The following is a 13,985-nucleotide window of genomic DNA, read 5'->3' as shown; positions in this document are numbered from 1 at the left end:
GCGAAGTATTCAATTCAATGGGAGGACTTCGTGGGTCAGAAAGCACTAATGCGTAGTGGGGTTATCAACATTAGAGCGCACCCGAATTCTGAATATGTTTATGCAAGTCTAATTCAGCGTGCTTATCAATTGAAGGCTGGCACCAAACTTCGAGGTGATCGATACGGGGTCATTTCACTTTTGAACACCGACACTCTGGAAGCTGGATTCGTCGAGGGAATTCTAACGACCTTTACGAAGGTTGATACTGACTCAGAGTGGTTTGATCTAGAGAATCTTCAAGAAGCAGCGGGCGAGAAAGTTGCCGAGATTTCCATTCCGGAAAACCTGTATCCGAATCCAAAGTCCTTTCATTTCGTCTTCAAGCTGAAATCGCACAAGCTGTTTCTTCAAACGTATTCGAAAGGCGATACTCTCTCGATAAGAGATGCCACTCGCATGTTCGAACGCTTGCTACAGCGGTCGGAGATCCAGCGAGAGTTTGGCGACGTTAAGGTGACTATGGTTCAAAGTCGCCAGTCTCTGGACCGAATCTTCGCATTGGAGAAGATCACGAAGGTTAGCATCAAGATAGAACGACCAAACGCAGATATCTTCGATGGAGATTTTGAAGAGCGCATACAACAGCATCTCGCTGCAACTGGCAGTCGTCAATTCGAAGTCGCATACACCGCTGAAAGAGGCGGCAGCGTAAACGTGAGTGATGAGATTCGGAGGGTCAGTCAGCCTGCGCTCGCCAATGGGAAGATAGATGTGGAGGGAAGAACCGCCGAAGGAAAAGAGAAACGTTCAACCAATGAACATCCAGAGCTTCGGCAAATGCGATATGATACCGATGAGCAGACCGAAGCACAGGCAATGCGAGATATTGCTGGTGAGTGATGGTTGATGACGGCGATGAACAATGGCGCACTCTTTGGAAGGTTCTGAGACGCTACCTTTCCAATTACGGCGGGCGAAAAGCGATCCTCCGTTCACCGTTCTTTTGGGTGGCGCTATTTTTGGCAATCGGCAATTTTCGCTTATGGCATATTGATTGGATCAGCTACTGCCGCGAGATACTTCCTAGTCTTCTTGGGTTCAGTCTCGGAACTTACGCAATCCTCTTTTCGATTATCAGTTCTCGTATTAAGCGCGCATTGAAGGCGACTGAGAATGATGGGGGTATTCCCTACCTCGACGAGATGAATGCGACCTTTTTTCACTTCATATTTGTCCAAGTACTTGCGCTGATTTTGAGCTATGTCCGTGAGGCCACTTTTGTTTTTGAGACAGATGAATTCCTGTTTGGGGGGGCTGTCGCTGAAACTGGCCTATTTCTTGGTGCAAACGTCTTCCTTGGATTCTTGGGAACGTCGCTGTTCTTTTACTCTATTGCACTAACCGTAGCCGCAGCGATGGTAGTCTATCGCTTAGCTGGGATCGTTGATCCTCAGGGCTGAGGCTTTAGGTCTGAACTTAAGCCCACCCCGCTGCGACTAACTTCGCCATCGGCTCAGTAAGTCTCGCTCCCCTCCCGCTTGCGGGAGGGGCTGGGGGTGGGCGCGAACTGCAGGTGAGCCTTCTCGCCTCGTACCCAAAACACACACCCAACAAACCAAACCTCAACCAATCCCCGCCATACCGCTCCCCCGAAATGGAGGACGGATATGGGAACGCAGGTGCCCAAGGGGCTGGGGATTGGCATGATGCTGGTGGGCGTGCCCCTTGTCCTGTGGGATGCCTCGCGCACGAGTGACGAACTCAACACGCTGAACACCGAAGCCAGCTCGCGCAACAGCCGGGTTGAGACTTGCATCCAAGAGATCGGCCCCTACGGCGTGCCGCCGAGCAAGCAACCGGACATGTGCAATTGCCTCGTTGACACAGCCGTCGAGCGCGGCGTCACCGGGCGCTATGGCAGTTATGACGAGGCGGGCTTGGAGAAGGTCATCAAAAGCTGTGCGTGGGAGTTGGGGCTTTAGCGTCCCCGTCTCACTGGGAAGCGCAGCTGTGCAAAGCACACTTGATCCGGTGTCACGCTTCTTCCCGTTGCTCTACAAGTGAGCTGGCCCCCGGCGAGCCATATGACTTTTGGGGCTGGGGACGCGCGAAAATTGGGTGGTCGCACCCATTCCCGCGACGCGCCCATTCGGTGTACGGTCCCCCACAGGGAGGACCACTATGAAGATCAACCTGCAGAATGTGCGCGTCACCAGTTACACCACTCACGGCACCGCAGCCTCAGCGCGGCCGGACAAGACGCTGGCTGTGGTCGCGCCGCGCGGGACCTTTAAGCAGGGGCAGCGTATCCCCAAGCTCAAGCTGCAAGACACCAAGGGGCAGACTGTCGCGGTCGAACTCGCGCATGTCGTCCAGCAGCGACCAGCGCGCGCACGGACGGGCGGCAATGATGTAATGCAGCAAGAGTGGACCCTCACTTACGAGGCAATCCAGCGCGTCCTCTAGCGCACCGTCCGAGACGGCCAGGGCGACGTCCCTGTCCATGCCGACCACTATCCATGTCGACCACCACCGGGAGGGCCTACGCCATGAAACCCAGTCAAACACCGATCGCGCTGCCGACCGCGCTGTCCGCTGCTCTTCTGCTCACCGCATGCGATACAAGCGATCCGATCACACCGGTCGATCCGCTGCCCTCTTCGGCTCCGGCCAGTTCCTCGCCCATGCTGGAGGGCTTTGCTGCCGAGTGCCAGACGACATTCCTGCAGGAAGGCGGCGCGGAAGAATTGGCGGAGCCGTTTTGCGAATGCTCGGCGGCGCGGATCGAGGAGCAGGGATTGGGGCCGCTCGACCTGATCAATCCGGACACAATGCTGCCCATCGGGGAGGCGTGCATGAACACGGTGCTCGATGCGCAGGACGGGGCGGGAGACAATGCGGCGGAGTGATGCGCTGCGCTGGGGTTTTTGCGGGTTTCTGAAACCGCACCGAGCGCGCATTTCGCCCGACTCGTGTGCGCATAGTAGGGTCCGCAGCAGGAGGAGGAGGAACTTATGCCACGCACACCCACGCATACGCCCGAATGGAGCAACCCGACGGCCGGCGATCCCGGTCGCACGCTGAACACGGGCGCGGGCCGTATGGCGCAGTTCAAGGGTCGCTCGAAAGGGCCGGTGATCGATGTGCCGCATCTCGACCTTTCGCGCCGCGGGTCGGTGCCCAAACCGCTGGTGGTCGATGTGCCGCGCGGGACGTTCAGGGTCGGTCAAAGGCTTGCGGCGGTCACTCTGCGCGATGCCCGGGGGCACACGGCGGTGATCGAGCTGACCCATGTGGTGCAGCAGCGCCCCTCGACCACTGCCTCCAAAGACCCTTTGCCGACCGAGACCATCACGATGAATTACACCAAGATCGACTAATCGAGTTGGAGGGCGCGCTGTCCTACAGGTGCTCAAATCGGTAGGTGATGGTGCGTCATTGTCAGCGACGCGGTGTGCGAACAGTGCTCCTTGTGCGTGAGGAAGGCTGCCGTTTCGAGTTGGAGAAGTGTCAACTTCGCATTTTCGCATCAGGTGTCTGATTTATCGCGATAAATGCGTGAATGCGGTGGGTAGCACGGTGTCAATTGTGTCAACTTCGCCCGCGATTTCGCGCCGCCGGGCAGGGGGCTTTTCCGACTCGGCAGATGGTACTAGTCTATGCGCTCTAGGGCCCGGTCCGCCGGTGATGCGCGAACTCCCTGGCGGTCCTGAGGCCCATGGAAATGGGAGAGGGACTTATGACCATATTCAGGATGGGTGCGCTGGCGCTGGCAGGCGGAGCGCTGTTGGCGGCGGGCGCTGCGACGGCGCAGGGCGATGATCTCGCCTTTATCGGCACATCGATGTTCGGCAATCAGGAGGTCGGCCACGAAGGCGCTGGCGACAATGCCAGCGGAGACTTCTCGGCAGAGTTGGACATGAAGGCCGGGCAGATGTGCTACATGCTCGAAGTGGACGGGCTGGACGATTTCGCCGCCGCGCATATTCACAAGGCAAAGGCTGGCGAGAACGGCCCGCCGGTGGTGACGCTGGAGCTGCTCGGCGAGGATGGCGAGGACGTGTGCGTCGCGGTCGATCCGGAGCTGCTAAAGGATTTGGCGAAGAACCGGGCGGACTACTACGTCAACGTGCACACGGCAGCGTTTCCAGCGGGCGCGATCCGGGGGCAGTTGGGCGTTGAGGAGTAGGGTGAGCCAGGCTGTCGCCTAGCGGACAACTTCCATTTTGACGCGCGCGTGGCCGCGGCTGATCATCCCGATCTTCTCCGCAGCGGCGCGGGACAGATCAATGCTGCGGCCTCGGATAAAGGGCCCGCGATCGTTGACTCGGACTATGACCGAGCGGCCATTGCGGGGGTTGGTGACGCGGACTTTGGTGCCGAAGGGCAGGGTACGGTGCGCGGCTGTCATCGCGCGCATGTTGAATCGCTCGCCATTGGCCGTGCGGCGTCCATGGAAGCGCCGCCCATAATAGGAGGCAACACCGGAGCCGAGCGAGCGCACAAAATTTGCCTGCTGTTCCGGTGGCTTCTCAATCGGAGGATCGAATGCGGACAGGTCGACCGCGCCGGGCGCCGCTTCGATTGGGCGCGGTGGACCAGAATAGGGTTCGAACTGCGCAGAAAAACTAGACGTGGCACCGCTATCGCCGGGTGCTGTTTGCACGGCGCTGGCGACGTCACCGACAACGTGGGAGTCCGGGCGAGCTTGTGACGCGGATAGGGGCATAATGGCTGCAACCGCAACCAGTGCGCCCGCGCCTTGGATGGCGCGCCATGTTGAATCTGCCCCTCTCATCGCGGAGCGATATAGGCCTTGAAGGGGCGAGAACGCAAATTTGCGGTCCTCTCAGCATCCGACCAATGGAGCGGTTCATCGCCATCCGCCCCCGAAACGGGACGAGCCGAGCGCGCGCCTTCTACAGAGTCGACTTGGGGGAAGTGAGTTGTCGACGGACGCTCAGCTTCGCTAAAAGCAAATGGGGCCGGCATTGCTGCCGACCCCACTCTCACCAGCGCGTGGTCGCTCTTTCCCTGCGCGATTTCCGGCGAACCTTCCATCTCGCTGTTCCAGTGCGCACTTGGCACCCGATGTCTCATCCATCCACGCAAGCGCTTCAGGGTTTGTCACCGGCGCTCGCGCCGGCATCCAGCTTCACTTGCGAACAGTCCGCTGAGTCCAGGCCGAAGCCCTTTCCGTACGGTCTGCCCCTTGGGCGGAGCTGAGACCATGAACCATTTGCGGTCTGCAACCTTAGCGCAGGTTTCTTGAGCCGAAGCTCCTTCATCCTACAATTGCTGACCAGATCCGTGGTCTTTCCGATGGCTACGCTTCGCGTTCCTCTCAAACGAGCTGACTTGCTTCCAGTCGAAACCTTCGTCATGCCTTCTCTCGAAGTGCGCGTGGACAATCGCCATCGCATCCTTGAAACTTAAAACACCGAAAAATCAGAACCTTGCGGCTTTGTTTTTTCAATCCTTCGTGTTCCGAAGACAAGTGGAGATTGCGTCGGCAGACCGAGTCGCGCAAGGTCTGCAACGCCGACTTATCCACTTTTGCCCAGATCACTTGTGGACGACGGTGGACAACTCAACCGTTCATCGCATTTGATATATTGAGGTTGAAAATCGCTTGGCGACATGCCGCTTTTGCGGTGCCAGCGAGGCTGTTTGAGGATGCCTGCGAGCTGCGCACCACGCCAATGGGACGCAAATGCTACGGCAATAAGACTCGAAGCCCGCTTTATCGTTCCCGCTTCCGATCTCTTTGAGCGAGAAGCTTGAGCCGCAGCGCGTTGAGCTTGATGAAGCCTTCCGCATCGTGCTGGTCATAGGCACCGGCATCGTCTTCGAAAGTCACATGCGCCTCTGAGTAGAGTGAAAGCGCAGACTTGCGCCCGACCACGCTGGCGAGGCCCTTGTAGAGCTTCAGCCGAACCGTCCCGGTCACTTTGGCCTGGCTGTGATCGATCGCCGCTTGCAACATCTCGCGCTCGGGGCTGAACCAGAAGCCGTTATAGATCAGCTCCGCGTATTTCGGCATCAGCTCATCCTTGAGATGCGCTGCGCCGCGATCGAGCGTGATCTGTTCGATCCCGCGATGCGCGCAGGCATAAATCTCACCGCCGGGTGTTTCGTACATGCCGCGCGACTTCATGCCGACAAAGCGGTTCTCGACCAGATCGAGCCTGCCGATACCGTGCGTGCGACCGAGGTCGTTTAGGGCTGTGAGGAGTGTCGCCGGGCTCATTGTTTCGCCATTCAGCGCCACACCGTCACCGCGTTCAAAGTCGATGGTGATGTATTCTGGCGTATCGGGAGCACTCTCCGGATGGTCGGTGCGCGAATAGACGTAGTCGGGTGTTTCTTCCCACGGATCCTCAAGCACTTTGCCTTCGGACGATGTGTGCAAGAGGTTGGCGTCGGTCGAGAACGGGCTTTCGCCGCGCTTATCGGTCGGAACCTTGATCTGGTGCTTCTCCGCCCACGCGATCAGCGCAGTGCGGCTCGTCAGATCCCATTCGCGCCATGGGGCGATGACCTCGATGGTCGGATCGAGCGCATAGGCCGAGAGTTCGAAGCGAACCTGATCGTTGCCTTTGCCGGTGGCACCATGAGCGATCGCGTCAGCGCCGGTTTCATGCGCAATCTCGACTAGACGCTTGGAGATCAGCGGGCGCGCAATAGAAGTGCCGAGCAGATAGTCGCCTTCGTATCGAGCGTTCGCCCGCATCATCGGGAAGACATAGTCGCGCACGAATTCCTCTCGCAGGTCTTCGATGAAGATGTGCTCGTCGGGAATGCCCATCGCCCGGGCCTTGTCGCGCGCCGGTTCGATCTCTTCGCCTTGTCCAAGATCGGCGGTGAACGTCACGACTTCCAGCCCGCGCTCAACACTGAGCCATTTCGCGATCACGGAGGTATCGAGGCCGCCGGAATAGGCGAGAACGACTTTTTTGATATCGGACATTGGGTGCTTCCTTACAGTCGCGGCGCGGCTAGCAGGAGCGGTGTGCAACAGCAACGATTTCGACAGCAATTCGGCGTAATTGCTTGCCATGTTCGCCTGCAGCACCAACATTTCAGGGCATTAGCGGGCAGGAGGGATCGAATGCTTACCATGTGGAGTAAGGCGCGCGAGTTGGCCGAGATGGCCCCGCCAGAGCGCAATCGCTGGGTCGATTTCCTGCGCGCAGTGTCGATTCTCGCTGTCGTCTTTGGTCACTGGCTGATGGCAGGTCTCTACGTTGACGAAGCAGGCGCGTTGCAGCGCGGCGATCTGTTGACTGTTGCCAGCTGGACCCATTGGTTGACTTGGGGCTTTCAGGTGATGCCCGTCTTCTTCCTGGTCGGAGGCTATTCCAACGGAGTGAGTTGGGGCGCGACCTTGCGAAAGGCTGAGCCGGGACAGACCGGCGTGTATCGCGATTGGCTTGCGAGCAGGGTGCAGCGACTGATTACACCAACATTCCCGGTTCTGCTGCTTTGGGCAGGGCTGGCCGTGATCATGACGCAGGTTGGTCTTGATCGCGAGCAGATCCGCATGGCAACCGAGGCAGCGCTGATCCCCGTGTGGTTTCTCGCTGTGTACCTGTTGGTGACCGCGTGCACCCCTTTGACTCGTAAGGCGTGGGAGCGATTCGGCTGGCTCAGCTTTGCGATCTACATTCCGCTGGCGGTGCTGACCGACTGGCTGACCTTCTCTGCTGGCGTACCCTACATCAATTTCACCAACTTCCTGTGGGTGTTTCTAGCGATCCACCAGCTCGGTTTTGCGTGGCGAGAGGGTCGGTTCGACAAGCGTCTGCTGGCATTCGCGACGTTCGTTTTCGGCCTGGGCATCTTGATCGCAATCACCGTTTATGGATTCTACCCGGTCTCGATGGTGTCCGCGCCGGGCGGCTTCTCCAATTCGCTGCCGCCGACATTAGCGTTGTTCGCACTGGGCGTCGCGCAAGTCGGGCTGGTGCTTACGCTCGAACCGATGGGCCGCAAGGTGCTGGACAATACCGGCATCTGGACCGCCACGGTGCTGATGAACGGCATGATCATGACCGTTTATCTCTGGCACCTGACGGCGTTCGTACTGGTGATGACGATCGCCTGGCTCGCTTTAGGCGGGGCTGGTTTGGACTCGGTCCCGGGCACCGCAGAGTGGTGGGCAACCCGTCCGCTATGGCTGGGCATCTACATCCTGGCCCTTTTACCAATGATCGTCATCTTCGCGCGCCACGAGCGCAGCTTTGGCCCGATCAGAGGCGGGCGTACCGTCCCGAAGGTCAGGGCCGTGTTCGGCGTTCTGATGATCTGCATCGGCCTCGGCGCAACCGCAGCGGTCACGATTGCCAGCCCGAGCAGCATATCGGGCATCCGGTGGTGGGTGATTGCTTTGCCGCTCGCCGGTGCGGCTTTGCTTGGTTTCGGGCCGGTCTACCGTCCCAGCGCCGAAACCAAGGCCGCCGAAGCTAGCCAGCAGCCTTGAGCAGCCGCTTTTCCTCAGCCTCAATATAGCCGCGCGTAATGGGGAGCGCGTGGCGGTTGCGGGCATACTGGATCTGGTAATTGCACATGCTGCCATATTCAAAGACGGTTGCAGCGCCGGCCAGATAGAACGTCCACATTCGGAAGAACCGCTCATCATACATCGCGACCATGGCATCTTTGTTTGCCATGCAGTTGGCGTACCAGCAGCGCAGGGTCTTGCCGTAGTGGAGCCGCAGCGTCTCGACATCGGTGGCGATCAAGCGAAATTTCTCAGAAGCTGCAACAGTCTCTGACAGCGCCGGAATGTAGCCGCCGGGGAATATGTACTTGCGCGTGAACGCGTCGGTCGATCCTGGCGATCCCATTCGGCCGATCGTGTGCAGCAGCATCGTACCGTCGTCGGTCAGCAGGTTGGCGCATGCCTGAAAGAAGTCGTCGAATTGCGGCTGACCGACATGCTCGAACATACCGACCGATACGATGCGGTCGAACTTGCGTCCGGCGGCGGCGAAGTCGCGGTAGTCGACCAGTTCGATGCTCACGCGGTCTGCAACGCCTGCGTCCTTCACCCGCTGCTTCGCGAGCTCGATCTGCTCTTCGGAGAGTGTGATTCCAGTGACTTCAACGTCGTAATGCTTGGCGAGGAAGATCGACATGCCGCCCCAGCCGCAGCCGATATCGAGCACCTTCTGGCCTGGATTGATTGCAAGCTTTGCGGCGATGTGAGCGAGCTTGGCTGTCTGCGCTTCGCCAAGCGTTTCAACGCCTTCGGGCCAATAGGCACAGCTATATTGCCAGTGCTCTTCATCGAGCATCAGCGCGTAGAAATCGTTGCCGATGTCGTAGTGGTGCGCGACGTTGTTTTTGGAACTGATGCGGTTGTTGACCTTCTCCGCTGCCCAGGTCGCGCGATTGACGATACGCCGCAGAAGTTTCGGCGGTCCGATATCGCCGCCCTTGTCCCATGAATTGTTGGCGCGGAGCAGGGTGACGAGACCCATCACGTCGCCTTCTTCAATGATGAGACGACCATCCATGAACGCTTCGGCTGCGCCGAGTCGTGGGTCCGTGATGATATCGCGGGCTACTGCATCGTCAGCGAAGCGAAGAACGATCTCGGGAAAGCCCTCTGCAGGCTCGCCAAAGGTCTTTGCGCTGCCATCTGCAAACACAACGCCAAGGCGGCCGTGCTTGACGCCGCGGGTCAAGAATCGATCAAGTAGAGTTTTGCTCATGAAATTCCTGTGCTTTTTTCAGACCCCGAGACGCACAATGACGCGGGCTTGCCCCCTGTCAATGATTGGCTAAACTCAAGGACATGGCAGAGGCGAAAACACAGCAGACTGACGCATCGGTGGAGGAATTCATCGCAGCCGTCGAACCCGAATCGAAGCGGGAGGATGCGAAAGTTCTAGATGCTCTGTTCCGAAAGGTGACTGGCGAAGTGCCTCGCATGTGGGGGCCAACGATCATCGGCTATGGCAGCTACCACTACAAATACGAGAGTGGGCGCGAGGGCGACAGCACACGGTCGGGATTCAGTCCGCGCAAAGCCAAACACTCGCTCTATCTGATGGGGCGCTATTGCGACGAAGCAACCGGTAAGAAAGTTGATGCGCTGCTCGAAAAGATGGGCAAGCACAAGACCGGGGCGAGCTGCGTCTATGTGAACAAGCTCGCAGATATCGATTTGACTGTGCTCGAAGAGATTGTCGGCATTTGCTGGGATGCGATGAACCGGAAGTATCCGCCAGCCTAGAAGTCAGATGCCAGCATACCACTGATAATCGTACTCGTCCTCCCAGAAGCCGCCTTTTCCTTTGCCGATATCGTCAAAGCTGGCGACCGCTTCGATCGCGGTTAGGTATTTCGCGTGCTTGTAGCCCAGCTGCCGCTCAATGCGCATGCGCAAAGGTGCACCGTTCTTTTCTGGTAGAGGTTCGCCATTAAGCTCGTGCGCGATGATCGTCTGCTCGTGATAGGCGTCGACCAGATCGACGCTCTCGTAGTAGGCCTCGCCATACAGCGTGTCGGCACAGCGGAAGACGATGAAATTGGCTTCCGGCTTGATCTTCGCGCGGTCGAGAAGCGCCCCGAGTTGCGGACCCTTCCACTCGGCAATCGCGCTCCAACCCTCGACACAATCATGGCGAGTGATCTGTGTGCGCTGGGGTAGAGCCCGTAGCTCCTCCAGTGACAGCGAAAGCGGGGATTCGACGAGACCTGTCACCGTGAGCCGCCAGTTGGCAAAACCATCACCCAGCGCTTGCCGGTATTCGGGTGTGTTCACCGTGACGCTGCCATTGCCTTTGACGTCGGGCGAGCGGTCTTCCGGCGCGTATTCTGGTGCGAGCCGCTGTCGTCCGGCAAGCGCACGGTGCGCCATCCGATGCCAATCCTCCGCCGTGTCGAAGAGGCTCGCTCCAGTCTCAGACTCGCCGATCTTCGTGCAGGCGCCTGCGCCAAGAGCGGCGACCCCTGCAAGCAGCGTACGACGTTTGATGTCAGTCATGGGTTCGCTCCTCGCGCCCGCCTGCGATCATGGCCCAGATTTGGCGAATGGGGTTCGACAGCAACACCATAACGATATGCACCGCAAAGAAACCAAACAGCGCCCAGGCAAACAGAAAGTGCAGTGAACGCGCGCTTTGTCGCCCGCCGAGCATGTCCACGAGCCACGGTGCAGCCGGTTCAATTCCGGGACTGATCGCCAGCCCGGTAAAGATCATCATCGGCAGAAACACACCAAGCACGATGCCGTACGATATTCGCTGGAGCGGATTGTACTTTTTCCCGCCTGTGGAGAAATCGCGCTTCAGATGATCCTTTATCGAGCTCGCCAGAGAAGCCGGTGACCAATCACGCGGTGACGTCATGAGGTCACGTTTGAAATGCCGATTAACCAGCATGGCGATCCACATCGCCAGAAGCCCAACACCGAAGACCCATGCCCCGAGGCTGTGCCAATCGCGCGCTGCGGCGAGATCGTAATATCCCGGAAGTGTCGCCCATCCGGGAAAGCGCGTCACGGCGGTCCATGCGTCTGCAGGATCGTACCCATAGTCACCCCAATAAAGGTATCGATGGGCGTTGGAGATGTTGAGGCCGGACATGAACAGCACGATCAATGCCGCCGCGTTGATCCAGTGCCAGAGCCGTGTTGAGAGCGCATGGCGTTTCTTCATTGCTCTGCGCCTTCACGCGCCAGATAGATCACATCACGATCCTGCGACAGTAGGTGTTGGCCGCTATCGATGAAGAGCGTCGAGCCGCTCTTCAGGCTTCCTTTGGCGAGGAAGAGAGCAGCATCGACGATCTCGTCCGCGCCGGTCTTGCGCTCCAGCAGGTTCAGCCTGTGCGAGACTTCGGTCTCATCTTCCTGCTGATCGTGGCTGGCCAGGATCGCCCCGGGAGCGATGCCGTATACTCTGTCGTCTTCACCGGCAGCGCCTTGGGCCAGCATCGGGATCGTGGCGGCGAGCGCGTGTTTCGACATTGTGTAGCTGAAGAAATCGGGGTTCGGGTTTTCCAGCTTCATATCGGTCACATTGATCACACAGCGCAAAGCCGCGCTGCGCGCATGGGCGAAGAACGCCTGCGACATGATCGCTGGACTGACCGCGTTGACCTGCATTGCTTGCTCGTTCGTCGCGAGATCGAGTTTGGTTGCATTGTCGTAGTGAAAAACCGACGCTGAATTGATAAGGCATCGCCAATCGGTCAGGCGCACTGCCAGTTCCTTGATCATCGCCGCAGCCGCGCCCGCAGCCGAGACATCGCATTCTATAATTTCTGCGGAGGGCAGGGTGTTTGCGAGCGCTTCTGCCGGGGCTGCGGATGAGTTGTAGTGGATCACCACATGCCATCCGGCCTTCGCGAATCCTCGCACGATCTCGGCCCCAATCCGGGTGGCACCTCCGGTAACCAAAACTTGCGGCTGGTTCATATTTTCTCTGGAGCAGAAATCTGAGCACTTGCCTAGTTTGCGTGATCAATTGAAAGGCGACCGGAAAGGAAACCGTCCCGATGCCCATGACATGTGATCTGATTGACGTCTTTTGCGATGGCCCCCTGAGCGGCAATCCGCTCGCGGTCGTACATGGAGCCGATGATCTTTCGGCTGAGCAGATGCTGGCGCTGACGCAGTGGCTGGGCTTTTCCGAGACGACATTTATCCTTCCTCCCACTGATCCCGCTGCGGATTACCGGGCTCGAATCTTTTATCCAGGAGGTGAATTGCCATTCGCTGGTCACCCGACGCTGGGATCGTGCTTCTCGTGGTTGCAGGCGGGCCATGAGCCTGCGGCTGACGGCGTGATCGTGCAGGAATGCGGGATCGGCCTGGTTGAGATCCGCGACAATGACGGACAGTTGGCGTTCAAGGCGCCCGAGCTGCTGCGTTACGAACCGCTTTCCGCTAAGGAACGTGAAGAAGCGATGCAGCTGACAGGCGTTGAGGAGGCCGCCCTTGTGGAGGCAGTCCACGTTTCAAACGGACCGAAATGGCAACTCCTGCGGTTGCGGAGCGCTGAAGATGTGCTTGCGGCGGAACCAGCAAGCAAAGCAGCGCTGGGAACCGATATCGGTCTTGCCGGACCACATATGAGCGGTGGGAGACGAGATTGGGAACTGCGCGCATTCTTCGCTGACGCCGCCGGACGGTTCGTGGAAGACCCTGTCACGGGCAGCTTCAATGCTGGGGTTGCAATGCATTTTTTCCGCACTGGATTGGCCGAAGGTGCCTATCGCGCAGGGCAGGGGCAGAAGATTGGCGGTGACGGATTGATCCATTGCGAGCAGCACGAGGATGGCGGGATCTGGATTGGCGGCATCTGCCAAATGATCACCAACCGCGCCGCTGTGACTGCTTTCAACTGACGAATGAGAAAAAGACGCCGCCGAACCTCATGTCCGGCGGCGTCTCTCTGCAAAAACGATGGTGTTCTAGCGGCAGCGAGCGGATCCGCGATCGATCTCGCGGCCAAGGACTGCACCCAGCGCGCCGCCCAGCAGCGTACCGACAGTGCGGTCGCCGCGCGTATCGATAGCCCGGCCGAGCAATGCACCACCTGCGGCACCGATGATCAGGCCGGTAGTGCCGTTGCCACGCTTGCAATAATAGCGCCCATCGCGTCCGCGCCATACGCGGTCACCGCGGCGGATTTTCCGAGGCTCGCGATAGCGTCCGTGGCGGTCGTAACGGCCATAGCGATCCCCGCGATAGCGGCGCCGATCGCGATAATCGTCATCATCGTCCCAATCATCGCCTCCCAGACGAAAGGGCGCGTCGAAATCCGTGATTTGAAGAGTGTTCTCGGTCAGCGACGGAAGGCTGGTTTCAGGCAGGTCCGCAGCCTGAGCTGGGGCCGAAATGGCGGCGAGTGAACCTGCGGCGGCAATCAAAGTAAGCTGTTTCATGACGTTTCCCTCTGGCGGCTTCCCTTGCGGGGGTGAGGGCACATTCGTTCAGATAAGATAAGCGCTAGATGAACGCCTTGTTGGGATTGGAGTGTGGGCGA

At 58.8% G+C, this 13,985-nt stretch carries 17 protein-coding genes; 10 read left to right on the top strand and 7 right to left on the bottom strand.

From position 1 onward, the window contains the following. Positions 1–30 precede the first annotated feature (30 nt). The 7 genes from Q0837_RS07900 to Q0837_RS07870 all read left to right on the top strand — a co-directional run bounded on the left by Q0837_RS07900 (position 31) and on the right by Q0837_RS07870 (position 4,171). Positions 31–882 carry a DUF4747 family protein gene (locus tag Q0837_RS07900; protein WP_298467281.1) on the top strand — a complete coding sequence of 284 codons (852 nt, stop codon included), beginning with the start codon at positions 31–33 and terminating at the stop codon, positions 880–882. Continuing rightward, complete coding sequence (locus tag Q0837_RS07895) at positions 882–1,442, top strand: hypothetical protein (RefSeq protein ID WP_298467278.1); 561 nt, start codon at positions 882–884, stop codon at positions 1,440–1,442. Before Q0837_RS07900 ends, Q0837_RS07895 begins: the two co-directional genes overlap by 1 nt. Positions 1,443–1,649: 207 nt before the next feature. Then, entirely contained in the window at positions 1,650–1,964 is a 315-nt protein-coding gene (locus Q0837_RS07890) for a hypothetical protein (RefSeq protein ID WP_298467276.1), read from the top strand. A 199-nt stretch (positions 1,965–2,163) separates the two neighbouring features. Next, positions 2,164–2,448 (top strand): hypothetical protein, encoded by a 285-nt coding sequence (locus tag Q0837_RS07885; protein ID WP_298467273.1) that lies wholly within the window; start codon positions 2,164–2,166, stop codon positions 2,446–2,448. An 83-nt stretch (positions 2,449–2,531) separates the two neighbouring features. Continuing rightward, positions 2,532–2,891, top strand: coding sequence for a hypothetical protein (locus Q0837_RS07880; RefSeq protein ID WP_298467271.1), 360 nt, complete (start codon positions 2,532–2,534; stop codon positions 2,889–2,891). A 105-nt stretch (positions 2,892–2,996) separates the two neighbouring features. Beyond that, complete coding sequence (locus Q0837_RS07875; protein WP_298467269.1) at positions 2,997–3,362, top strand: hypothetical protein; 366 nt, start codon at positions 2,997–2,999, stop codon at positions 3,360–3,362. 359 nt (positions 3,363–3,721) lie between these two features. Further along, on the top strand, positions 3,722–4,171 hold the full coding sequence (locus Q0837_RS07870) for a CHRD domain-containing protein (RefSeq protein ID WP_298467267.1): 450 nt from the start codon (positions 3,722–3,724) through the stop codon (positions 4,169–4,171). 18 nt (positions 4,172–4,189) lie between these two features. Here Q0837_RS07870 and Q0837_RS07865 read toward each other — a convergent pair whose 3' ends face one another. Beyond that, positions 4,190–4,780 carry a septal ring lytic transglycosylase RlpA family protein gene (locus Q0837_RS07865; protein WP_298467265.1) on the bottom strand — a complete coding sequence of 197 codons (591 nt, stop codon included), beginning with the start codon at positions 4,778–4,780 and terminating at the stop codon, positions 4,190–4,192. A gap of 945 nt (positions 4,781–5,725) precedes the next feature. Further along, positions 5,726–6,952: an argininosuccinate synthase gene (locus Q0837_RS07860; RefSeq protein WP_298467262.1), complete on the bottom strand. Its 1,227-nt coding sequence runs from the start codon at positions 6,950–6,952 to the stop codon at positions 5,726–5,728. Positions 6,953–7,093: 141 nt separating this feature from the next. Here Q0837_RS07860 and Q0837_RS07855 point away from each other — a divergent pair, with 141 nt between their 5' ends. After that, positions 7,094–8,464 carry an acyltransferase gene (locus Q0837_RS07855; protein ID WP_298467259.1) on the top strand — a complete coding sequence of 457 codons (1,371 nt, stop codon included), beginning with the start codon at positions 7,094–7,096 and terminating at the stop codon, positions 8,462–8,464. Here the strand turns inward: Q0837_RS07855 and Q0837_RS07850 are convergent. Then, positions 8,448–9,701: a cyclopropane-fatty-acyl-phospholipid synthase family protein gene (locus tag Q0837_RS07850; protein WP_298467256.1), complete on the bottom strand. Its 1,254-nt coding sequence runs from the start codon at positions 9,699–9,701 to the stop codon at positions 8,448–8,450. The two genes, Q0837_RS07855 and Q0837_RS07850, sit on opposite strands and share 17 nt — an antisense overlap. 83 nt (positions 9,702–9,784) lie before the next feature. Between Q0837_RS07850 and Q0837_RS07845 the strand changes: the two genes are divergently transcribed. Beyond that, complete coding sequence (locus tag Q0837_RS07845; protein WP_298467254.1) at positions 9,785–10,225, top strand: DUF1801 domain-containing protein; 441 nt, start codon at positions 9,785–9,787, stop codon at positions 10,223–10,225. Between the two features lie 3 nt (positions 10,226–10,228). Here Q0837_RS07845 and Q0837_RS07840 read toward each other — a convergent pair whose 3' ends face one another. From Q0837_RS07840 to Q0837_RS07830, 3 genes are read right to left on the bottom strand one after another with little or no spacing between them, the layout of a single operon-like run. After that, on the bottom strand, positions 10,229–10,978 hold the full coding sequence (locus Q0837_RS07840; RefSeq protein WP_298467251.1) for a molybdopterin-dependent oxidoreductase: 750 nt from the start codon (positions 10,976–10,978) through the stop codon (positions 10,229–10,231). Then, complete coding sequence (locus Q0837_RS07835) at positions 10,971–11,651, bottom strand: cytochrome b/b6 domain-containing protein (RefSeq protein WP_298467249.1); 681 nt, start codon at positions 11,649–11,651, stop codon at positions 10,971–10,973. Before Q0837_RS07835 ends, Q0837_RS07840 begins: the two co-directional genes overlap by 8 nt. Further along, a complete protein-coding gene (locus Q0837_RS07830; RefSeq protein WP_298467246.1) occupies positions 11,648–12,412 on the bottom strand; it encodes an SDR family oxidoreductase in 765 nt (254 codons plus the stop codon). The genes Q0837_RS07835 and Q0837_RS07830 overlap by 4 nt, the downstream gene beginning before the upstream one ends. Before the next feature lie 86 nt (positions 12,413–12,498). Between Q0837_RS07830 and Q0837_RS07825 the strand changes: the two genes are divergently transcribed. Continuing rightward, the gene (locus Q0837_RS07825; protein ID WP_298467243.1) at positions 12,499–13,344 is read left to right on the top strand and encodes a PhzF family phenazine biosynthesis protein; all 846 of its coding nucleotides are present in this window, start codon (positions 12,499–12,501) and stop codon (positions 13,342–13,344) included. A 66-nt stretch (positions 13,345–13,410) separates the two neighbouring features. On the opposite strand, the gene Q0837_RS07820 is transcribed toward Q0837_RS07825, so the two are convergent. After that, the gene (locus tag Q0837_RS07820) at positions 13,411–13,884 is read right to left on the bottom strand and encodes a glycine zipper 2TM domain-containing protein (RefSeq protein ID WP_298467240.1); all 474 of its coding nucleotides are present in this window, start codon (positions 13,882–13,884) and stop codon (positions 13,411–13,413) included. Between the last annotated feature and the right edge of the window lie 101 nt (positions 13,885–13,985).

The sequence above is a fragment of the uncultured Erythrobacter sp. genome, from assembly GCF_947499705.1.
Classification (GTDB): domain Bacteria; phylum Pseudomonadota; class Alphaproteobacteria; order Sphingomonadales; family Sphingomonadaceae; genus Erythrobacter.
Note: the sequence above shows the minus strand (reverse complement) of the source record. Positions and strands in the feature narration are given on the sequence as shown.